Here is a 19660-nt window from a genome sequence, read left to right on the forward strand (position 1 = left end):
CCAACAGGGATTGAAATCTACAGTGCGCACTCGATCGGCTGCCATCCCGGCGGCCAGCCAACAGGACGTGCGCCATGCCTACCACTCCTTCTCATCCCGAAGCCCCCGCCCGCCGGCGCTTTCTCGGCCAGGCCGCGCTGCTGGGCGCCGCCTTGCCTGGGCTGGCCGCCGCCCAGGCACAGGACGCCGGCGGCGGATCGCCGCATCGCGCCACCGCGCCAGCCGACCGTGGGCCGTTCTGGCCCGGCGGCTCGCGCCTGGCGATCTCGATCTCCATGCAGTTCGAGGCCGGCGCCCAGCCGGAGCGCGGTGCCAGCGGACCGTTCCCGCCACTGGACCCCAGATATCCCGACTACCCCATGCAGACCTGGTACGCCTATGGCGTGCGCGAAGGCATTCCACGCCTGCTGGACCTGTGGGAACGCACGGGGGTCACGGTGACGTCCCACATGGTCGGCCAGGCGGTGGAACGCCACCCCGAGCTTGCACGCGAGATCGTGGCGCGCGGGCATGAGGCCGCCGGCCATGGCCAGACCTGGGAACCGCAGTACAGCATGTCCGCCGCGCAGGAGCGGGCCAGTTACGTGCAGAGCATCGCCAGCATCGAGCGCGCCACCGGCGTGCGGCCGGTCGGTTTCAATGCGTTCTGGATGCGCGGCTCGCCCCATACCCTGTCCATCCTGCAGTCGCTCGGCTTCCTCTATCACATCGACGACCTCAGCCGCGATGAACCGTCGCGACTGCAGGTCGGTGGCAAGCCCTTCGTAGTGGTGCCGTACACGGTGCGCAACAACGATATCGTCCGCTTCGATTCGCCGGCCACCAGCGTGGACGATTTTCTCGGCGAACTGAAGGCCGATTTCGACGTGCTCTACGCGGAAGGCGCGACGCGCCGCCGCATGATGTCCATCAGCGCGCACGACCGCATTTCCGGCACCCCGGCGCGGGTGCAGGCGCTGGAACGCTTCATCCGCTACGCGCAGGGGCACCCTGGCGTGGCGTTCCTGCGCAAGGATGAGATCGCACGCTTCATCCTCGGCGCGCGCGATGTACCTGCCGCTTGAACCCTCCCCTGCCCTCCCCGCCTACCGGAATCCATCATGTCCCTTAGCCATCTGCATCCCGCCCGCGTCGCCGCGCACTGCGCCCTGGCCGTCCTTACCCTGTGCGGAACCGCCCCCGCGCCGGCATTGGCCGGCGTGGACGACCACCTGGTCCTGCCGCTGCACGTCGCAGGCGCCGACCTCGAAGCGGCGAACCCGGCCCTGCTCGCCGCGCGCCGCTACGCCACCTTCTGGCACACCGGCGAGCCGCGCTATGCCGAGGCCGCACTGGCCCCGGACTTCCTCGACCGCACGCTGCCCCCCGGACGCACGCAGGGAAGGCAGGGCCCGCTGCAGGCGTCGCTCGCGTTCCGCGCTGCCGTGCCCGACCTGAGCGCCGAACTGGAAGATGTCGTGATTGCCGGCGACCGCGTGTCCGTGCGCCTGCGCTTCCACGGGCATTTCACCGGCCACTTCGGCACGGCCGCCGGCGCGGGCCAGGCCATCGACTTCCAGGCCTTCGACCTGTATCGGATCGCGGAAGGCCGCATCGCGGAAAACTGGCACCTGGAAGACAACCTCGGCCTGATGCAGCAGATGGGACTGGCTGCGCGGCAATAGGGTCGGCGGCAATACGTTGCACGGCAATCGGGCAGTGGCATCTGGGCGGCAGCCTGACGGTCCCGGACACCTGGTACGCCAAGGGCAGCGCCTACGACGGCAATTGCGTGGCCGGCGCGCCGCGCGTGGTGGCCGCCGCGCGGCTGGGCTACCGCGTGCCTTTCGTGCCGGGGCTGCGCGTCGGCGTCGACGGCAAGTTCACGGGCTGCACCCAGCTGCGCCAGGCCAGCAACCTGTCGGTGCCGGGCTATATGGTGTTCCATCTCGGCGCGAGCTACACCACGCGCTTGTCCGGCTACGACGTGACGCTGCGCGCCGCCGTCACCAACCTGGCCGACCGCCGTTACGGGGAGTTCCAGTATGCCGACTACATCAAGCCGGGCGATCCGCGCAGCGTCAGCCTGAACGCCAGGATCGACTTCTGAACCGAGGCCGGCGGGCGCTGCCGCCGGCCGGAGCCGCCAGCCCCGCCATCACCCCCTCACGCCAGCCGCAGCACCACCGCCCCCAGCAGGATCGCCAGCGCCGCCGCGTGGCGGCTGCGGCCGAAGCGCTCCTTCAGCACCAGCGCCGACAGGCCCATGCCGAACACGATCGCGGTCTCGCGCAGCGCCGCCACCATCGCCACCGGCGCGTGCGCCATGGCGAGCAGCACCATGGCGTAGCCGCCGGCGGTGCAGGCGCCGCCCAGCAGGCCGACGCACCAGCGCTGGCGCAGGTGGCGGCCCAGGTCGGCCGGGCGCCGCAGCAGGGCCCAGCCCAGCAGCGGCAGCGCGCACAGCACGAAGACCCAGCCGGTATAGGCGGCGGCGCTGCCGGCCAGGCGCACGCCGGTGCCGTCGACGAAGGTATAGCCGGCGATCACCACCGCATTGGCCAGCGCGAAAGCAGTCGCGGCGCGCGCCTTGGGCGACGCGGCGGCACTGCGCCGGGACACCAGCATCAGGCTGAGGATGCCCCCGCAGATCAGCAGCACGCCGCCCCAGGCGCCCGCCGGCAGGTGCTCGCCGATCAGCGCGCCGCTGGCCAGTGCCACCAGCAGCGGCGGCAGGCCCCGCATCAACGGGTACGCATAGCTCATGTCGCCGTGGCGGTAGGCCGCGCCCACCAGCGCGAAATAGACCACGTGGATGCCCGCCGAGGCGGCCAGGTGGGGCCAGCTCTGCGGCTGCGGCGCCGGCAGCCAGGGCAGCGCGAAGGCCGACAGCAGCGCCGCGCCGCCGGTCACCAGCACGATGTCCAGCGCCTTGTCGGCGCTGGCCTTGACGGCGGCGTTCCAGCCGGCGTGCAGCAGTGCGGCGCACAAGACCAGCAGGACGATGGGGGTGGACATCCAGGCTCTCCTCGGGTTTCGCTGCAGTATCCCTGCTTGAAGCCGGCCCGGCAAACCAGTAAATTTGGCCCTCCACAGTAGAAAAACTAATACGAGGCTGCGGCCTCTACCCCCTGCCCTCCCCGCCACCGACTGCACGACGACCCCGATGTCCCGCACCCTGCCTCCGCTCAATGCGCTGCGCGCCTTCGAGGCCGCGGCCCGCCTGGGCAGCTTCAAGGCTGCCGCCACCGAGCTGCACGTGTCCCAGGGCGCCATCAGCCAGCATGTGCGGCAATTGGAGGACTGGTTCGGCCAGCCCCTGTTCGAACGCCACAACCGGCGCGTGGCGCTGACGCCGGCGGCCACCGCCTACCTCGCCGAGATCGGCCCGGCCTTCGACCGCATCGCCTCGGCCACCAGCCGCTACGGCCGCGGCGCAGCGCGCACGCGCACCGTGCTGCGCGTCAGCAGCGTGGCCACCTTCGCGCTGCGCTGGCTGGTGCCCCGGCTGGAGCGTTTCCGCCAGCGCCATCCGCAGGCGGACGTGCGCGTCGACACCTCGAACGAGCCGGTCGACGCGCTGCGCGAAGCCTATGACGTGATCATCCGCGGCGGGCCGGACACCTTCTACGGCTACACCATGCAGCCCTTCCTGGCCGAGCAGCGCTTGCCGGTATGCAGCCCCGCGCTGCCGGCGCACGCGCCGCTGGCGGTGCCCGCCGACCTGTGCCGGCACACGCTGCTGCACGCCTCCACGCTGCCGCGCGCCTGGGACGACTGGCTGGCCGCGGCCGGCGTGCCGGAGCTGGCGCCGGCCGCCGCGCTGACGCTGGACCATTTCTACCTGACGCTGCAGGCCGCGCTCGACGGCATCGGCGTGGCCATGGGCCCTACCGCGCTGGTGGCCGAAGACCTGGCCGCGGGGCGGCTGGTGGCACCGTTCCCGGACCTGCGCCTGCCCTCGCGCAGCTATTGCTGCTACCTGCCGCAGCACAAGGCCGGCGACGCCATCGTGCAAGCCTTCGCGCAGTGGCTGGTGGAGGAAGGCGATGCCGCCGGGGAAAGCCGGGGCAGCTAGGCATTCCGCTCAGCGCGGCGGCGCCAGCTGCTCGCGCAGGAAGTCCAGGAAGGCGCGCACGCCCTCCGGCAAGGTGCGCCCGTTCAGGGTCTGCAGCTCGATGGCGCGGCCGCGCATGCCGCGCTCGCGGATCTCGGCCGCGTGCAACTCGCCGCGGCGCACGCGATCGCGCACGGTGACCTCGCCGGAGATCGACAGGCCGCCGCCATGCACCACGAAGTTGGTCAGGGTCTCGAAATGGTTGGTCACCAGCACCGGCTCGAAGACGATGCCGCGCTCGCCGCAGGCGAGGTCGAACAGCTGGCGCACGGTGTTGTCGCCCTCCGGCAGCGCCAGCGGGTAGGCCTGCATCTGCGCCAGCGACACCGAGCGAAAGCGCGCCAGCGCATGGTCGGGCCGCATGATGGCGATCACCGGGGCCGGCTGGCGGTGCTCGACGCGGATGCCCTGCTCGGTGGCGCGGCTGTAGGTGATGCCGATATCGGCCTCGCCACGCAGTACGATGGCGGTGGCCTCGGCGGGACTCGCCACCCGCACGTGGAACTGCAGACCCGGAAAGCGCTCGCGGAAGACCGCGATGGCGCGCGGCAGGAACTCGATGGCGAAGCCCGCCGAACTCGCCACGCGCACCCGCCCGCGCCGCAGCCCCTGCAGGGCCTGGATCTCCGCCACCACGCGGTCGGCCTCCAGCGCTCCGCGCAGGGCGAAGGCGGCCAGCAGTTCGCCGGCCGCGCTGGCCACCATGCCGCGCGGCCGGCGCTCGAACAGCGGCACGCCCAGCAAGGCCTCCAGCGCCGCCACCTGGCGGCTGACGGCCGAGGCCGTCACGTTCAGGCGCAGCGCGGCCTCGCTCAGCGAGCCGCTGCGCACCACCTCGAGGAAGTAGCGCAGGGCGGTGTCCTGCAGTTGGTTCGAGAGCATGGCGCGGCCACGTCCAGGTTTGCGTGAAATGCAATGATATTTGGAAAAATCCTCGATTGTCGAAACCCTCGGCCGTCCCTATGCTGTTCTGCATCGCCACGCGCACCGCACCCTGACCGCATGACCGCCACCGCCCCCGCCGCCACCGCAGCACACGCCCGCCCGACCCCGAATGCCGCTCCGGAAGGTGGCACCGGAAGCACCATCGTCGCCCTCGACGCCGTCGCCCTGTCGCACGCCATCCACGCGCGCGAGGTGTCGTGCGCCGAGGTGCTCGACGCCTACCTGGCGCAGATCGACCGCCTGAACCCGCTGGTCAACGCCATCGTCGCGCCGGCCGCGCGCGAGGCGCTGGCGGCCCAGGCCGCCGAACGCGACGCCGAGCTGGCGCGCGGCCACAGCCGCGGCCCGCTGCACGGTTTCCCGCAGGCGCCCAAGGACATCATGCCGGTGGCCGGCATGGTCACCACCAAGGGCTCGCCGGTGTTCCGCGACCATGTGCCCACCGCCGATGCCGTGGTGTTCGAGCGCATGCGCGCCGGCGGCGCGCTCTTCGTCGGCCGCACCAACTCGCCCGAGTTCGGCCTCGGCGGCCATACCTACAACCCCATCTACGGCGCCACCCGCAATGCCTTCGACCCCGGCCGCTCGGCCGGCGGCAGCAGCGGCGGCGCCGGCGTGGCGGTGGCGCTGCGCATGCTGCCGGTGGCCGACGGCTCCGACATGATGGGCTCGCTGCGCACGCCGGCCGCCTTCAACAACGTCTACGGCCTGCGCACCTCGTTCGGCTGCGTGCCGCACGGCCCCACCGAAGAAGTGTTCTTCCAGCAGTTCAGCGTGGCCGGCCCGATGGCGCGCAACATCCCCGACCTGGCGCTGCTGCTGTCGGTGCAGGCCGGCTTCGACGCACGCCTGCCGCTGACGCGCCGCGCCGAGACCCCCGGCAGCTTCGCGCCCGCGCTGGAGCGCGACCTGCGCGGCACCCGCATCGGCTGGCTGGGCGACCTCGGCGGCCACCTGCCGACGGAACCCGGCCTGCTCGACACCTGCGCGGCGGCGCTGGCCCACTTCCGTACCATCGGCTGCCACGTCGAGCCGGTGCAGCCGGCCTTCGACCTGGACAGCCTGTGGCGCGCCTGGATCGACCTGCGCAGCTTCTCGGTGGCGGGCGCCAACGCGGCGCTGTACCACGACCCGGCCAAGCGCGCCCTGCTCAAGCCGGAAGCGGTCTGGGAGATCGAGCGCGGCCTCGCCCTGGGCGCCATGCAGGTCTACGACGCGGCGCGCGTGCGCAGCGCCTGGTACCAGGCGCTGCGCACGCTGTTCGAGCGCGTCGACTTCCTGGTCATGCCGGCCACCCAGGTCTTCCCCTTCCCGGTGGACTGGGACTGGCCCAAGGCCATCGACGGGCGCGCCATGGATACCTACCACCGCTGGATGCAGGCCGTGGTGCCGGCCACCATGGCAGGACTGCCGGTGCTGTCCGCACCGGCGGGCTTCGGCCCCGGCGGCCTGCCCTGCGGGCTGCAGATCATCGGCCCGGCGCAGGCCGACGCCGCGGTGCTGCAGCTCGGCCACGCCTACGACCAGGCCAGCGGCTACGCGCGCGTCGCCAGCCCGCTGCTGGGCTGAGCACGGACAGGGACGGGTGGCGGCAAGCACGCCGGCGACCGTCCCGCCCCCGCCGATACCGACTGCTTTCGCTTCCCCCATCCCCCGCCGGCAGGAGTCCGACATGACGAAGATGACGACCGCAGTACCCCGCCCCCGCCTGCGCGCACTGGCCGTCCTGTGCACGCTGGGCGCCCTGTGCGCCGCAGTCCCGCTCGGCGCGCGCGCCGACGCCGCCTACCCGACGCGGCCGATCAAGCTGCTGATCCCCTTCGCCGCCGGCGGCGCCACCGATGTGCTGGGCCGCCTGCTGGCGGTCGGCCTGGGCGAGAAACTGGGGCAGACGGTGGTGGTGGAAAACAAACCCGGCGCCAGCACCGTGGTCGGCGCCACCGTGCTGGCCAAGTCGCCGCCCGATGGCTACACCCTGCTGCTGGCCGCCAGCACCACGCTGACGCTGAACCCCGCCATCCGCCAGAACCTGGCCTACGACCCCGTCAAGAGCTTCACCCCGCTGGGCCTGGTGGCCGACATGGCGCTGGTGCTGGTGGCCAATCCCGCGGTACCCGTCAACTCGCTCAAGGATCTCGTCGCCCAGGCCAGGGCCGAACCGGACAAGTTCTCCTACGGCTCCTTCGGCACCGGCTCCTCGGTCCACTTCGGCGGCGAAATGCTCAAATCCGCCGCCGGCATCCGCATGGTGCACGTGCCCTTCAACGGCAGCGCACCCAGCCTCACCGCGCTGGCCGGCGGCCAGGTGCCGGTGGCGGTCGATACCATCGTCGCCACCCAGCCCCTGATCCAGAGCGGCAAGATCAAGCCGCTGGCGGTGCTGTCATCCCAGCGCCTGCCATCGCTGCCGCAAGTACCCACGGTGGCCGAAAGCGGCTACCCCGGCTTCGAGATGGGCACCTGGTTCGCGCTGCTGGCGCCGGCGGGACTGCCCCAGCCGGTACAGCAGAAACTGGAGAAGGCGCTGGCCGACGTCGCCACCGCGCCGCAGACCAGGCAACGCATGGTCGAACTGGGCCTGAGCCCGGCCTACGGCGACGGCGCGGCCGTGCGCCAGCGCGTCGAGCGCGAACTGCCGCAGATGCGGGCGGTGGCGGCGCGGGCGGCGATACGGGTGGATTGAACGACGGCGGCGCCACTGCTCGCCGGTGCGCGCCGTTCAGCCCCCGCGCCGATACACCACGCCGCGCGGCGTGACGGAGGTCAGGGGCGGCTGCGTTGCCGGCGCGGCTTGCGGAGCCGGCACGGCCTGGGAGGCCTGCGCTGCCTGCGCGGCTTCCGCACGCTGCACCGCGCGCTTGGCATCGCGCCCCTTCTCGATGATGTAGAAGTCGGGGCCGGCCACGGCGGAGAACGAGACGGAAGCGGCGGCCAATGCGGCGCCGATCAGAAGAAAGGATTTCACGATGAGGTCTTGGCTAAGGTAAAGGGAAACGGACGCGCCGGACGCGCGTCACCCCGGAAGCCGGCCACGCCCGCGCGCGCCATGCTGCTGGCGCACGGTCCGGACACGTTGCCGCGGGCCGGCGGTGAAGCGGGATCAGGCGGAGCCGGTTCGGCCCGGCGCAGTGCGACGGGTGCCGGGCCCCAGCGCGACGGCTGAGCGGAACGAGACCGCGTGCGGGAAAGGAGACGGAACGACGGGGCGAACTGCGGGGGCGGTGCGGGCTGCGGGAAGAGCCTCGGCCACTGCCATCACGACGGAGCGTTGCGGATGCATGATGTAGGCTTGGCGCTCGGAGCGGGCCTGGGCTGATCGACTTCAGCGCGCCATGCCGCCTCCGATGCAGGCAGTGTAGGACGTCGCGTGCACGACAAGAAACGACGAATACGCATACGCTCCAGTCGCTGCGCGCATGCACCGGTTGGGGACATGGCGCATGGGCCCACGTGGTGCATGACGGCAGCTACAGCGTGGCGCGCCTGCCGTCTCGGCTGCCGTCGCACCTGCCGCGGCCTATGGCGCATGCCATGGCAGGCACGCCAGGCGCGCGCATCGCCTGCGTCCGGCAGGGTCTCCGCGTGGCGGCGTCAAGCGATGAAATCGCATGGATGGCAGTCGTTTAAATCCGCCTGCCCGGCAAGCCAGGCGGGGCGCGGCATGGCAGGCTGAGCGATGATCACGGTGTCCGCCAATGGCACGACGCTTGCGCCGCCGCGGGGATCCGCACCAGCCCGGTGCGCCTGCACACGCCGCGGCGAACCTCGCCACCGGCGTGGTGCAAGCCGCGCCGCAGCCGCTGCCATCACGAAGGAAGCCATCCATGAAGATCCCTCTTACCTCCTCCTGCGCCGCAACCGCCGTCGCGCTGGCCATCCTGGGCGCCAGCCCGGCGGCCCGCGCGCAGGACGCCACCATGCCCACCGCACAGCCCGCAACGGCAGAACCCGCGCCCACCGAGCCCACCGCGCCAGCCACGCCCGCGCTGCAACCGTCGATCGCCAGCACGCTGAGCGCCGCGCCGGTCCGGGTCGACGCCGGCCCGCTGGGCCCGCTCTGGTTCGGCGGCATCGTCAGCGGCCTGGTCCAGGGACAGAGCCACGCCACCGCCAACGACCACACCTGGCAAGCCGACCTGGGCAATGCCCAGGTCTTCGTCAACAAGGCCGACGGCATGCTGCAGTTCTTCCTGCAGGCCGGCTACTACTCGGTGCCCGTGCTCGGCGTGCCCTACCAGCGCGCGGACCGCGCCACTCCCGCCCTGTTCAACGCCGTGCCGCAGGGCTACCTCAAGCTCGCACTGAGCGACAGCCTGTCGATCCAGGCCGGCAAGCTGCCGACGCTGATCGGTGCGGAAAGCACCTTCACCTTCCAGAATCTCAACATCCAGCGTGGCCTGCTGTGGAACCAGGAGAACGCCGTCAATCGCGGCGTACAGGTCAACTACGCCTCGGGCCCGCTGACCCTGTCGGCGTCCGTCAACGACGGCTTCTACTCGCAGCGCTACAACTGGGTCTCGGCCCTGGCCAGCTACGCCTTCGACGACAGCAATACCCTCACCTTCAGCGGCGGCGCCAGCACCCGCCGCAGCGATGTCTCCACCACCGCCACCCCAGTGCTGCAGAACAACCAGCAGATCTACAACCTGATCTATGCGCACACCCAGGGGGCCTGGACGCTGCAGCCCTATGTGCAGTTCACCCACGTGCCCAGCCTGCCCACGCAAGGCACCGGCGCCGCCTCCACCTACGGTGCCGCGCTGCTGATGAGCTACGACTTCGGCAACGCCGCCACGCCCGCCGCCCTGCGCCTGCCCGGCTTCAAGCTGCCGCTGCGGCTGGAGTACATCGCCTCCACCGGCGATGCCGCAAGCGGCGCCGCCAACCTGCTGTACGGCCCGGGCAGCGCGGCGTGGTCGCTGACGCTGACGCCGACCTACCAGTACCAGCGCTTCTTCGCGCGGGTCGAACTGTCCTACGTGGGCGCGCGCAAGACGGCGCCCGGACTGGCGTTCGGCGCGGACGGCAACCGGCGCGGGCAGGTGCGGGGGGTGCTGGAGGTGGGGATGTTGATGTAGCGCCTGCAGCGGCTCGGTTCGCCGGCGTCATGCGCCGGGCCAGGAAAGCAAAACGGCCCCGAGAAACTCGGGGCCGCTTCGGAATTGGTGCCGGCTGCAGGACTCGAACCCGCCACCTGATGATTACAAATTTTCAACTAAATCAATAAGTTACTGATTTTTAAGCGCAACTTAGGATAAGAGAGCGAAATCGAAAGTGCTTTATATTCAGTAACTTAGCGTAGACGAGTGAAGGCAGGAACAGCTGACGTCTGTACTGATGTCGTACCTGCTACTAGGTTGCTCCCCCCAAACCGGGAGCTCGCCGGACACGAACGATTGGATCATAAGAACGTCGGATCCCCCACCACTCCGCAGCGCCATAAGTCGGCGGATCCTCGCTACCTAAGGCCTGTCGGCAAAGAACTCATCATTGTGCCTTCAACGTGACTCAGTTACACTATCAAGTTATTTTTCGACTTCGGACCGCGCGCGAATGACGATCGATGCTCCGGCTGCCGCTATTGAGGCCAAGATCCTAGAGTTGTTCGGTGAGGCGTCGCTGTCCTATGCGCGAAACAAACACCGAGGTGGCCAAAGCGGGAAGAAGGGGACTCGCTATGAAGACTACTTCGCGACGCTTCGGGTTGCCGAGATTGCTGCCGAGCACGTCAAAATTGGTGGCAAGAAGCCGGATTGGCCAAAAATCGAGGGGCAAGCAGTTGGATTTGTTGACGATCTAGTTCTATCGAGTGTTGCCGAGACGCAACACTCGCAATGCAAGAACTCGCCGTCGGTAACTTGGAGTGGCGGAGAGCATCCGATCGCAGGCGACTTCGCAATGCAGCACGATCTTGCCGCTGCGACGGGAAAGCCAGATCCTAGGATGGAGCTTGTTGTATCGGATTCGGAATTGGCTGAGAAGCTGAGGAACTGCATCCCCGACAACATTGAGCCTTATTCGTCTGTCCGCCTATTCCCATATGCAACGACGGCCAATCGCTTGGTGCTGGAGGACAAGGAGATCCAGAGAACCTTGGCGCATCTGACTCGAGCCGAGGAGCCTGAACTAGATGAACTTTCGGAAACGTTCCAAGCAATTCTTCTGAGCTGGATTGAAACTGACGGGCAATGCTCTATCGGAGAGCTACTTGCTCGCGCAGGAAAACAATCTCCACAACTATTGCGAACCTTTCCGATCACTGATGGGGTAGAGCACCTCAGCCCTGGGTTCGTTGCAGCACTTGCCGCGGTAAACGACCTCAAGTACAGTGTCAAGAGAGGTTTTTTTAGCTGGTATTCGAGTGGCACATCGGGCATTTTTCCTCACGATTGCGGAACCGAAGAGTTTGCTCGCTTCCAAAAAAGAGTGATCAAAAATGCACCCAGTAACTTCGATGCCTTCTGGGACCTACTATGAGCAGAACGTATTCACCCTTCGTAAAGGACGATAAGGACGCCCAAGCGCTGCTTGACGTTCTTGTTTCGAAGAGCGCAGACGTTGCTCAGTATCGCGACGCTATGCGGGCGCTGGGAGCACACCTCGCTCTGGGATTGAAACCCAGGCTTGGGACGCCAGACGATCACGACATCTGCGTTGTGTGCACGGTAGAGGATGCGGACTTTTTGGCCCGAGGTGTATTGGAAGGCTTGGCCGATCAAGGGCTCTCGCAAAAGACTCGTATGCTTTGCCTTTGGAATGGTAAGGTGCGCGAGAGTGGCGTGTCAATTTCCCCAGTTCTTCGCCAATACAAAGAGGTTTTCGACCCAGAGGGAACTGTTTTTATAATTGTTAAGTCAATTATATCTGGCGCCTGCGTAGTTAAAACAAACTTGACTCGCGCCATCTCAAAGGCTGAGCCAAGTAAGATTTTTGTTGTTGCGCCGGTGATGCTTGAGGGAGCTGAGAAGCGCCTGGAGGATGAGTTCCCAAGTGGTATTGCGAGCAAATTCGAATACGTCTGGTTTGCCACAGATACTGATAAAGACGGGGAGAATGTTGTTCCTGGCATCGGTGGATCCGTTTACGACAGGCTCGGCTTGGGCAACGAAGACCAGAAGAACAAATACATGCCCGAGATAGTTAAGGAGCGTCGCAGTCATTACGCGGCAGTAGCTGCCTTAGCTTGATCCTTTTTGTATATTCGGAGAGCCCGCACTTGCGGGCTCTTTTAGTTTGCAAGAGGCGGTATGCTTTGGTACGACTGCACACGCTACTCGCCGCGACAACCCAAAGCCACTCACTTACATGTACGTCTCGGTATTCAATTCACTCTAGGTGCCGCCGCCATCGTTGAGGAACCACTGCAGTACATTGCGCTGCCGCTCATGTAGCCAACTGCCCTTGCCCCCGCGCCAAACGCTAGGCTCACGGCCGCATTACCTTGTTCCAATCAACGTCATAACCCGCCGCCTGCAGTTCCTGGCCCAGCGCTTGCTTCCAGCCGTTGCCAACATCCATGGCCACCCATACCACACCAGCAAAGTCACTCGGAATTTCGACTTCACCGCGTTTTAGCGCGCAAACCTTGCCTCGCCCAAGACGGCCCATGAAATAGCCGAGCTCAAGTAGCACATTCTGGCGGGCGCGCGGCTGGAGCTCGCCCTCCTTTGCACGGCCCTCATCATCGGGGGTGAGGAGTACGACGGCAAAACCGACGTCGTCATAGGCCTCGATCTTCTCAATGACAGTGCGGTTCTGGCTCGCCTGCTCGTGCAAGATGATCGGGTCAAAACCTATCTTGTCCAAAAAGCGAGCGACGGTCTCGCGTGCACCCTCATCATGGCCGTGGACCACAAACACGCGGCGGGAGAGAGGCTTGATGAGCGCAGAAATCGCGGTGGCTGACGCCTCTGCATTGCCGGTCACATCGGTAAGATCCTCGCGCAGCACACGTTGGGCCTCTCTCAGTAGCGCAACCGATTGGCTAATACTCCGCTCGACGCCTGCTTGATACTCACTCGGCGATGGGCCGTACCCACCCACACTCATGACGCTTGGAAACCAACTCAGGCTCGCGGCACCCTGAAATCGATTGTATGCAGATGTGCGCTCACCAAAACAACGCTCCAAAGTATCTTTGATGGCGGCGGACAGTGCACTCAACTCAGGGCTATTGCCTTTCGAGAGCGTCATGACGTCGAAAGTCTCCAGCGCGCCGATGCGCTCCTCCAAGCGTTCAATGCCGCGCTCAATCGCTGCCGGTGTCAGTTGGAGCTTGGGCTCGACCGTAGAAGTTGTGGCAGGACGGCGTGTGGCCATGGGGCCTCCAAATTATGACCTATGAGGTGCATTATCATATACAACAGAGCCGGGTGGCCGGGATAGAGCGAGGGCAGTCCTAGCGTGAAGGCTAGCAACCGAGCCCAGGCTGCCGATTGAGACTCATCGCCACCTCTCGTCAATTCTGGCGACAACGGTCAACGTCCAGAGTATTTCATGCTCGCTGCTTCGGCGTGCCAAAGCTGGGCCAAGATTCTCAGCGACTATGCTCTTAGCTTGGCGCCTCTGTGACTGAGGACCTTTCACCCAATCTATACATCCGCACGTGTGCCGCACACGCCATGCTGGCACGAGGCCAAGAGAGAAGTGTCTCATTGTCCTCAATTTTCCCAATCCAAATCCTGCTTTTGAACCCAATTAGTACAGATCAACGAATTGAGTACATGACGCGGATAGAAATTGGGTGAAAGGTAGGGAGGCCGTCCCCAACAGACCATATTTCGCGGTACGGCGTGCCCCCTATGCGATCGGCGAGCATCGATGCATTTATTCTTAACAAAAAGCAAAAGGAACCCGCAGTTTCTTGGGCCTTGGACCTCTATTGCAGTGCCGGGATCGCCAGATAGCCCTCTGAACCAGTTCCGATTGAGCTTGCCGCTCACCTGAATGTGCCCCATTGTTGACTCAACCTAGTGCCAATTCTTCGCATGACTGTGCCCAAACTACGCGTATTGGTGCACCGCCTCAGGCTTGGCGCATTGGTCCTTCGACAATACCTCCTGATGCTTTGTGCTCGGATCCGAACACTTCTCTACGTTCCGCCGCGCCATACGAGCACGCAGAAATCAACTAAAAATCAATTAATTAGACATAGTTGAAGGCATCCGTGTGCCACACTCTTTATGTTCCACTCCGACCGCTTGTTGGGCGCATGATGGGCTCACCTCTCACCGAAGGAACCCCAAGATTTGCACGCTGCCGGCCCTAGCTCGCCCGACTCCTGTTAGGTCTGCATTAAGCTTTTGTTAAGTATTTACTAAGCCGGTGTTAAGTGACTGTTAGGGATGCGTTAGGTCTTCCCTGGTTTGCCATACTCAGGCAGAGGGCGTGGCTCCAACTCAGTCACCACAACCAACTCGCCTCGCCCAAGATCGAGTTCCATCAACTCTCTTCGGCCGTCTGGATACCAACGCACGACCTGACCGGGATAGGCTGGATCACCAACGTAAATTGGCCTGCCCGCTGCCCAGTGGCTCCTGGCGGCCTCTCCGGCACCGGTTCCACGCAGACCAGCCTTGAGATCAGCCATGGTCTCTTTCATTGCTTCTCGAATTCTGCTTCCCACGTTGGCCAGTTCCTAATGTTGCAACCGCTTCAAAGTAGCCGTCTTTCCCTATCGGCCGGCCGCATGTGCGCTCCCCCTGCCGTCGCCGACAAGACGGCATTGGCACCTTCCGCGAAGTATATGGCTAGCCTTCATCCGATAGCATGGCAATCGAACACGTGCGCGGCTTGCCTCAGTCCCAGTGGCGTCGTTAGAACAACGTGCAGGGCCACACGTGGATCACGAGCCACTCGCGCATGCTTTGCGAATGGTCGGCGCTTGGAGCCGATTTCAACGAGCGCTCTGAGAACATCAAAGACGACTGCTCGAATCGGAGCGCCCCCCCCCACGGCGACTACTGCTCCTTTGCGTCCTACAGGCCTCGCTTGGATCTCCAGTTATCCACAGGCGCATCCGCCCTGCCTCGCCATCTATTAAATAGAAGATCTATCTTGTTAGGGTGTCTGGCAGGTACCAATTAGCACCCAATGAGTGCCTGCCAGGCACTGATCCAACGATGATTGGTGTCTACTGGACACGTATCAGTCAGAGCTGTGTACAACTTCTTCCGCCGCCTCGCTTCGCACGAGCTTGGTATGCAGCGAAAGCAGGGCCTCGCGCATCTCCCGCGGCAGCCCGTCAAAGTCCCCAGAATTTATTGTTATGACATCACCGGCCGCTTGTGTGACGTTGATCTGCAAGCGTTCGATATGAACCACCCGCGATCCAGAGAAGTCTCCGGACAATATGAGATTTTTCAGATCAGCCATCGCTGCTTGAACGGTAGTCGGAAGGTAATCCCAGGTTGCGACGGCGGCCTGCCGGCCGCTCCCATCACGAATGGACACCTGCTCGCGAAGCCGATACTCGTTCTTTCGCCCGGCTCTGGTCCGCTTGAGGTAGCCGAAGGTCTCCAGCACCTTTAGAACCCGAATCACTTGGCTCCTACTGATGCCAGTCTCATCAGCGATTACGTCGATCGACGGGAACGAGTTGCCGGTATTGAAGTTGGCGTGTGCCTTGATCACTAAGTACACCGTGACGGCATATGGGCCCATGCGCGCCGCATCGCGCGACGAGAACATCGAGCGGAATACGTGGAACCACGTGGTCTCGGCACGAAGGTTCTCGTCCGAGCCTAGTGCGACGGCATTCATCCGTTGGATGCTGAGAATTCTTCGTCGATCAGCCTGGCGATCTGTTCCGTACGGAAGTACATACGCCTACCGATGTGGATCTTCGTCGCATTGATACTGCGGGCCCACGCCGATCGTGACGTGGTCAAGCTGATGCGCAGCCCGTCCGGGCTGCGATCGAGAATCTCTGCGAGCTGCGTAAGCGTCAGCAGCACTGAGTACTTGTCTTTCAAGGTGGCAAAGGTTGCTGTCAACGATCGACTCCTCTATGCATCGCACGATTGCGGTTGGTGTCGATATTCTTCTCCAGATTGCGCTACATTCAGGGGTAAAAGAAATTCCGCCTCCACACAGGCAATGCAAGAAGGATCCAACAACATCTACCCCGGTATAGCTCTCAAGCCAAAGCGCGGCAGACCTCTCGGCACGACGAAAGGCCGCGATGACCGGTTGCGAGACCGGATTCGCACTGTGGCGACAATGCACGATCTTCTTTTCCGGACCACGTGCGCTGACAACGTCGATCAGTTTGCTCGATGGTTCGACCAAACGATGTCCGAGCGACACCCTTTGATTGAGTGGGGTACGCAACGGTCCCGCAAATGGAGAAGGAACTACGCAGGCGATGCGTCGTTGACGAGAGAGTCGCTGGACTTCCTAGATGAGCTGTTCCCTGACTCCCGGTACTACACGGTGACCGTGGCGTCTACCAAACGATTGTCGGTAACCCCCGACTATCCGAGACCAGCGCAGCCACAAGACAAACGCGCACGCGAGGAGCCGCTGAGCGCGCTCGAACTGTTTCAACACGGGCCGAGCAACCTTTGGATAGCCCTATGGGGACACGAGGGCGCACTGGACCGACTTTGGAAGCTCTATCCACCCGACAGGGAGTACGACGGAGATTGGGGAGCTGCGGCCGATTTCGAGGATGTACTCACACACCTTGAAATGTATCTTTACGGCAACTATGACAGCGGAGTAGCACTTACAACCGCGGACCTGGGACGTGCAATTGTGGTCTACCGGCTCCAAGAGGCGCACGGCAGCCGCTATTGCCATGGACTCAGGGCCTATCTCTGCGTCAGGCTAGCGCTTGCGGAGCACTATCCCTGGCTGCGCGCGTGGGGAGTCTTCGATGACCTGTCCAGTTACATCGTGGGACTTGAAGAGCAGCGCATCTCCGAAGACGGAGGTTACCGTCGCGCAGTTCAAGAACACTACAAGGCCTATGGCGCATTCAACGTGGGCATGTTCGTCGAGAACCCGTTCTGGTATCTGCTCGACTGGAAACCACACCAGGCACGTCGATACGCACCTTTGGCGCAATGGTCAGCCTATACCTTCAAAAGGTGAGCCGGGATCCCCCATTACTATGCCAACCGGCGATCAAGCTTCGAAACAAGATCTTCGGCTCGAAGATGCGTGTAGCGCTTCAGCATCTGCATTGACTTGTGACCACTGATCGCAGCAACCTCCTGATCGCTTAGCCCTGCTTCCACGAGCCTGCTGACCGCTTCATGACGAAGATCGTGGAAATGTAGGTCCGCCAGTCCTACGTCGCTTGTGATTCGCCTCCAGAGCTTCTGAAAGACGTAGGGCTTTCGGTGGCCGTTGGCCCCAGGCTCGCCAAAGAAGACCAGATCGGTATCGAGAGGGCGTAACGGATTATCCATCGCAAGTTGCAAGATCCCCGCAGCTACGCGGGTCAGCGGTACCAGGCGCGCAAAACCATTCTTCGTGTCGCTGAGGCCAACGACGCGCCGCTGCAAGTCAATCTGCGAACGGCGTAGCCCCGTGATCTCCGACGAGCGCATACCGGTCTCTACCGCGAAGCGAACAATCCAACCAAGCATTGGGTTGCTGTGACCGTCGACTGCCGCAAACAGTCGCTGCTGCTCGTCGAGGTTGAGACGTCGGCTGCGGCCCGGACCAGGACTCGGTTTGCGAATGTTGGCGACAGGATTAAAGGTCAGACCGATGCCCCATTCCTGAATGGCCGTTCGGAACAGGTGGCCCAGCATGGCGAGCTCGATGCGCACCGTGTTGTTCGCTTTTCCCGCCGCCAGTCGCTCGTCACGATATTTGGCAACCAGGTCGGCGCTGACGGCCGCCATCGAGTACTTCCCGAAAAACGCTTCCAAGTGCTGGGCCGTAAAACGTTCGCTGCGCTGGGTCGTCGGCTTCTTTGTGACAGAGACCTCTTCCATGTAGCGCTTCAACGCGCCGGCGACAGTCAGCTTCTCAGACGGTGCGCGGGATAGATACACGCCCCGAACCATCTCGTCCTCGGTGCTTCGAGCCCAATCTTCGGCATCGCGTTTGGTGCGGAAGGTCTTGGCCGTGGTCGGCCAGCCGAGCTTGCGAATGACCGCCTTCCACGTGCCGGAAGGCGTCTTGACGATGGTCGCCATGTACCTGTTCTGAGAGCTGACTGTACCGAAAATGTACTTTTCAACGCCCAGAAAGCACAAGGGGTCACGTGAAATTCACGTAACCCCTTGAATTTATTGGTGCCGGCTGCAGGACTCGAACCCGCCACCTGATGATTACAAATCAACTGCTCTACCTGATGAGCTAAGCCGGCAAATGTGGTGCAGCCCGCCATTCTACTGCATGCCGGGCGGCTTGTGAGGAAGGCTGGCTTACTTCACCACCTTCAAGGCAGGCTTCTTGCCGCCGATGCGGGGCACGGGCGGGTTGGGATCGTCGTCGCCGTTGCCATCGCCGCTGCCTTGCGGGGCGGGCGCGCTGTCGCTGCCGACCGGCGCCAGCTTGGGCGGCGGGTTGTTTTCACGCTCCGTGGCGGCCTGGGTCTCGGGCACGCTGCGCTCCACCGGGAAGGCCATGCCCTGGCCGTTCTCGCGGGCGTAGATGGCGAGCACGTTCTCGACCGGCACGTCGATCTTGCGCGAGACACCGCCGAAGCGGGCGCTGAAGGTGATCCACTCGTTGCCCATGTCGAGGCCGCTGGTGGCGTCGAAGCTGACGTTGAGCACGATCTCGTTGTTCTTGACGAACTCGCGCGGCACGTTGGTGTTGGCGTCGACGAAGACCGCGATGTACGGCGTGAAGCCGTTGTCGGTGCACCATTCGTAGATGGCGCGGACCAGGTAGGGCTTGGTGGAGGTTTCAGGCATGGTGCTTCCAGTGGCGCGGGCCGGGCGGGCCGTCCGGTATGAAGCCGGACGGCGCTCCGCTGCTTAGCGGCGCATCACCTTTTCCGACGGGGTGAGTGCTTCGATGTAGGCCGGACGGCTGAAGATACGCTCGGCGTACTTCAGCAGCGGCGCGGCGTTCTTCGACAGTTCGATGCCGTAGTGGTCCAGGCGCCACAGCAGCGGCGCGATGGCGACGTCGAGCATCGAGAACTCTTCGCCCAGCATGTACTTGTTCTTGACGAAGATCGGGGCGAGTTGCGTCAGGCGGTCGCGGATGGCCGCGCGGGCGCGCTCGTGGTTCTTCTCGGCGGCCTTGCCCTTCTCATTCTCGAGGGCGTAGACGTGCGTGAAGAGTTCCTTCTCGAAGTTGAACAGGAACAGGCGGGCGCGGGCGCGCTGCACCGGGTCGGCCGGCATCAGCTGCGGGTGCGGGAAGCGCTCGTCGATATACTCGTTGATGATGTTCGACTCATACAGGATGAGGTCGCGCTCGACCAGGATGGGCACCTGGCCGTAGGGGTTCATCACCGAGATGTCTTCCGGCTTGTTGAACAGGTCGACGTCGCGGATCTCGAAATCCATGCCCTTTTCGAACAGGACGAGGCGGCAACGTTGAGAGAACGGGCAGGTGGTGCCCGAATACAACACCATCATGGTTGGATTCCTTGCGTGCGGGGTCGGTGGACTGGGCCCAGTATTCTGGCAGAAGCGACCAATA

19 protein-coding genes and 1 tRNA gene are annotated in these 19660 nt (G+C 64.4%); 10 read left to right on the forward strand and 10 right to left on the reverse strand.

Going from position 1 to position 19660, the window contains the following annotated elements:
- Nucleotides 1-74 precede the first annotated feature (74 nt).
- The 3 genes from BKK80_RS19195 to BKK80_RS19205 all read left to right on the forward strand — a co-directional run bounded on the left by BKK80_RS19195 (nt 75) and on the right by BKK80_RS19205 (nt 2089).
- Nucleotides 75-1064 carry a polysaccharide deacetylase family protein gene (locus BKK80_RS19195; protein ID WP_071070521.1) on the forward strand — a complete coding sequence of 330 codons (990 nt, stop codon included), beginning with the start codon at nt 75-77 and terminating at the stop codon, nt 1062-1064.
- Nucleotides 1065-1100: 36 nt separating this feature from the next.
- The gene (locus BKK80_RS19200) at nt 1101-1664 is read left to right on the forward strand and encodes an ester cyclase (RefSeq protein WP_071015836.1); all 564 of its coding nucleotides are present in this window, start codon (nt 1101-1103) and stop codon (nt 1662-1664) included.
- Nucleotides 1665-1771: 107 nt separating this feature from the next.
- The gene (locus BKK80_RS19205) at nt 1772-2089 is read left to right on the forward strand and encodes a TonB-dependent receptor (protein WP_071070523.1); all 318 of its coding nucleotides are present in this window, start codon (nt 1772-1774) and stop codon (nt 2087-2089) included.
- 56 nt (nt 2090-2145) lie between these two features.
- Here the strand turns inward: BKK80_RS19205 and BKK80_RS19210 are convergent, their stop codons facing one another.
- Nucleotides 2146-2997: an EamA family transporter gene (locus BKK80_RS19210; RefSeq protein WP_071070525.1), complete on the reverse strand. Its 852-nt coding sequence runs from the start codon at nt 2995-2997 to the stop codon at nt 2146-2148.
- Nucleotides 2998-3145: 148 nt separating this feature from the next.
- On the opposite strand from BKK80_RS19210, the gene gcvA reads away from it, so the two are divergent.
- Nucleotides 3146-4057: a transcriptional regulator GcvA gene (gene gcvA / locus BKK80_RS19215; RefSeq protein ID WP_071037822.1), complete on the forward strand. Its 912-nt coding sequence runs from the start codon at nt 3146-3148 to the stop codon at nt 4055-4057.
- A 9-nt stretch (nt 4058-4066) separates the two neighbouring features.
- Here the strand turns inward: gcvA and BKK80_RS19220 are convergent, their stop codons facing one another.
- Nucleotides 4067-4978 carry a LysR family transcriptional regulator gene (locus BKK80_RS19220; protein WP_071015843.1) on the reverse strand — a complete coding sequence of 304 codons (912 nt, stop codon included), beginning with the start codon at nt 4976-4978 and terminating at the stop codon, nt 4067-4069.
- Between the two features lie 120 nt (nt 4979-5098).
- On the opposite strand from BKK80_RS19220, the gene BKK80_RS19225 reads away from it, so the two are divergent.
- On the forward strand, nt 5099-6610 hold the full coding sequence (locus tag BKK80_RS19225; RefSeq protein ID WP_071037820.1) for an amidase: 1512 nt from the start codon (nt 5099-5101) through the stop codon (nt 6608-6610).
- 112 nt (nt 6611-6722) lie between these two features.
- Nucleotides 6723-7724 (forward strand): Bug family tripartite tricarboxylate transporter substrate binding protein, encoded by a 1002-nt coding sequence (locus tag BKK80_RS19230; RefSeq protein ID WP_418235899.1) that lies wholly within the window; start codon nt 6723-6725, stop codon nt 7722-7724.
- Between the two features lie 36 nt (nt 7725-7760).
- On the opposite strand, the gene BKK80_RS19235 is transcribed toward BKK80_RS19230, so the two are convergent.
- A complete protein-coding gene (locus tag BKK80_RS19235; protein ID WP_071015849.1) occupies nt 7761-8006 on the reverse strand; it encodes a hypothetical protein in 246 nt (81 codons plus the stop codon).
- Nucleotides 8007-8865: 859 nt separating this feature from the next.
- Between BKK80_RS19235 and BKK80_RS19240 the strand changes: the two genes are divergently transcribed.
- The 3 genes from BKK80_RS19240 (at nt 8866) to BKK80_RS36525 (ending at nt 12228) form a co-directional block, all read left to right on the forward strand.
- On the forward strand, nt 8866-10119 hold the full coding sequence (locus tag BKK80_RS19240; RefSeq protein WP_236903700.1) for an outer membrane beta-barrel protein: 1254 nt from the start codon (nt 8866-8868) through the stop codon (nt 10117-10119).
- A gap of 475 nt (nt 10120-10594) precedes the next feature.
- Nucleotides 10595-11518, forward strand: coding sequence for a hypothetical protein (locus BKK80_RS36520; protein ID WP_157903250.1), 924 nt, complete (start codon nt 10595-10597; stop codon nt 11516-11518).
- A complete protein-coding gene (locus BKK80_RS36525) occupies nt 11515-12228 on the forward strand; it encodes a hypothetical protein (protein ID WP_157903251.1) in 714 nt (237 codons plus the stop codon). The genes BKK80_RS36520 and BKK80_RS36525 overlap by 4 nt, the downstream gene beginning before the upstream one ends.
- Nucleotides 12229-12466: 238 nt before the next feature.
- Here the strand turns inward: BKK80_RS36525 and BKK80_RS19250 are convergent, their stop codons facing one another.
- The 3 genes from BKK80_RS19250 to BKK80_RS19260 all read right to left on the reverse strand — a co-directional run bounded on the left by BKK80_RS19250 (nt 12467) and on the right by BKK80_RS19260 (nt 16035).
- Nucleotides 12467-13360, reverse strand: a complete 894-nt coding sequence (locus tag BKK80_RS19250) for a TIR domain-containing protein (RefSeq protein ID WP_071070529.1) — start codon at nt 13358-13360, stop codon at nt 12467-12469.
- 1827 nt (nt 13361-15187) lie between these two features.
- The gene (locus tag BKK80_RS19255) at nt 15188-15802 is read right to left on the reverse strand and encodes a helix-turn-helix domain-containing protein (RefSeq protein ID WP_071070531.1); all 615 of its coding nucleotides are present in this window, start codon (nt 15800-15802) and stop codon (nt 15188-15190) included.
- Nucleotides 15799-16035, reverse strand: a complete 237-nt coding sequence (locus BKK80_RS19260) for a hypothetical protein (RefSeq protein ID WP_071070533.1) — start codon at nt 16033-16035, stop codon at nt 15799-15801. Before BKK80_RS19260 ends, BKK80_RS19255 begins: the two co-directional genes overlap by 4 nt.
- 103 nt (nt 16036-16138) lie before the next feature.
- Here BKK80_RS19260 and BKK80_RS19265 point away from each other — a divergent pair, with 103 nt between their 5' ends.
- Nucleotides 16139-17137 carry a hypothetical protein gene (locus tag BKK80_RS19265; protein WP_157903252.1) on the forward strand — a complete coding sequence of 333 codons (999 nt, stop codon included), beginning with the start codon at nt 16139-16141 and terminating at the stop codon, nt 17135-17137.
- Between the two features lie 17 nt (nt 17138-17154).
- Here the strand turns inward: BKK80_RS19265 and BKK80_RS19270 are convergent, their stop codons facing one another.
- The 4 genes from BKK80_RS19270 to BKK80_RS19285 form a co-directional block, all read right to left on the reverse strand.
- Complete coding sequence (locus tag BKK80_RS19270; protein WP_071070538.1) at nt 17155-18195, reverse strand: tyrosine-type recombinase/integrase; 1041 nt, start codon at nt 18193-18195, stop codon at nt 17155-17157.
- 97 nt (nt 18196-18292) lie between these two features.
- Nucleotides 18293-18368, reverse strand: a tRNA-Thr gene (locus tag BKK80_RS19275).
- 58 nt (nt 18369-18426) lie between these two features.
- Nucleotides 18427-18921 (reverse strand): ClpXP protease specificity-enhancing factor, encoded by a 495-nt coding sequence (locus tag BKK80_RS19280; RefSeq protein WP_071015851.1) that lies wholly within the window; start codon nt 18919-18921, stop codon nt 18427-18429.
- 63 nt (nt 18922-18984) lie between these two features.
- Entirely contained in the window at nt 18985-19596 is a 612-nt protein-coding gene (locus BKK80_RS19285; RefSeq protein WP_035870642.1) for a glutathione S-transferase N-terminal domain-containing protein, read from the reverse strand.
- Between the last annotated feature and the right edge of the window lie 64 nt (nt 19597-19660).

This window comes from Cupriavidus malaysiensis, from assembly GCF_001854325.1.
Classification (GTDB): Bacteria; Pseudomonadota; Gammaproteobacteria; order Burkholderiales; family Burkholderiaceae; genus Cupriavidus; species Cupriavidus malaysiensis.

Bases quoted from the DNA above. Each gene is read 5' to 3' on its own strand.
- BKK80_RS19195 (WP_071070521.1), top strand. From the start codon at position 75: ATGCCTACCACTCCTTCTCATCCCGAAGCCCCCGCCCGCCGGCGCTTT.
- BKK80_RS19200 (WP_071015836.1), top strand. From the start codon at position 1,101: ATGTCCCTTAGCCATCTGCATCCCGCCCGCGTCGCCGCGCACTGCGCC.
- BKK80_RS19210 (WP_071070525.1), bottom strand. From the start codon at position 2,997: ATGTCCACCCCCATCGTCCTGCTGGTCTTGTGCGCCGCACTGCTGCAC.
- gcvA (WP_071037822.1), top strand. From the start codon at position 3,146: ATGTCCCGCACCCTGCCTCCGCTCAATGCGCTGCGCGCCTTCGAGGCC.
- BKK80_RS19220 (WP_071015843.1), bottom strand. From the start codon at position 4,978: ATGCTCTCGAACCAACTGCAGGACACCGCCCTGCGCTACTTCCTCGAG.
- BKK80_RS19225 (WP_071037820.1), top strand. From the start codon at position 5,099: ATGACCGCCACCGCCCCCGCCGCCACCGCAGCACACGCCCGCCCGACC.
- BKK80_RS19230 (WP_418235899.1), top strand. From the start codon at position 6,723: ATGACGACCGCAGTACCCCGCCCCCGCCTGCGCGCACTGGCCGTCCTG.
- BKK80_RS19240 (WP_236903700.1), top strand. From the start codon at position 8,866: ATGAAGATCCCTCTTACCTCCTCCTGCGCCGCAACCGCCGTCGCGCTG.
- BKK80_RS36520 (WP_157903250.1), top strand. From the start codon at position 10,595: ATGACGATCGATGCTCCGGCTGCCGCTATTGAGGCCAAGATCCTAGAG.
- BKK80_RS36525 (WP_157903251.1), top strand. From the start codon at position 11,515: ATGAGCAGAACGTATTCACCCTTCGTAAAGGACGATAAGGACGCCCAA.
- BKK80_RS19250 (WP_071070529.1), bottom strand. From the start codon at position 13,360: ATGGCCACACGCCGTCCTGCCACAACTTCTACGGTCGAGCCCAAGCTC.
- BKK80_RS19255 (WP_071070531.1), bottom strand. From the start codon at position 15,802: ATGAATGCCGTCGCACTAGGCTCGGACGAGAACCTTCGTGCCGAGACC.
- BKK80_RS19265 (WP_157903252.1), top strand. From the start codon at position 16,139: ATGCAAGAAGGATCCAACAACATCTACCCCGGTATAGCTCTCAAGCCA.
- BKK80_RS19270 (WP_071070538.1), bottom strand. From the start codon at position 18,195: ATGGCGACCATCGTCAAGACGCCTTCCGGCACGTGGAAGGCGGTCATT.
- BKK80_RS19280 (WP_071015851.1), bottom strand. From the start codon at position 18,921: ATGCCTGAAACCTCCACCAAGCCCTACCTGGTCCGCGCCATCTACGAA.
- BKK80_RS19285 (WP_035870642.1), bottom strand. From the start codon at position 19,596: ATGATGGTGTTGTATTCGGGCACCACCTGCCCGTTCTCTCAACGTTGC.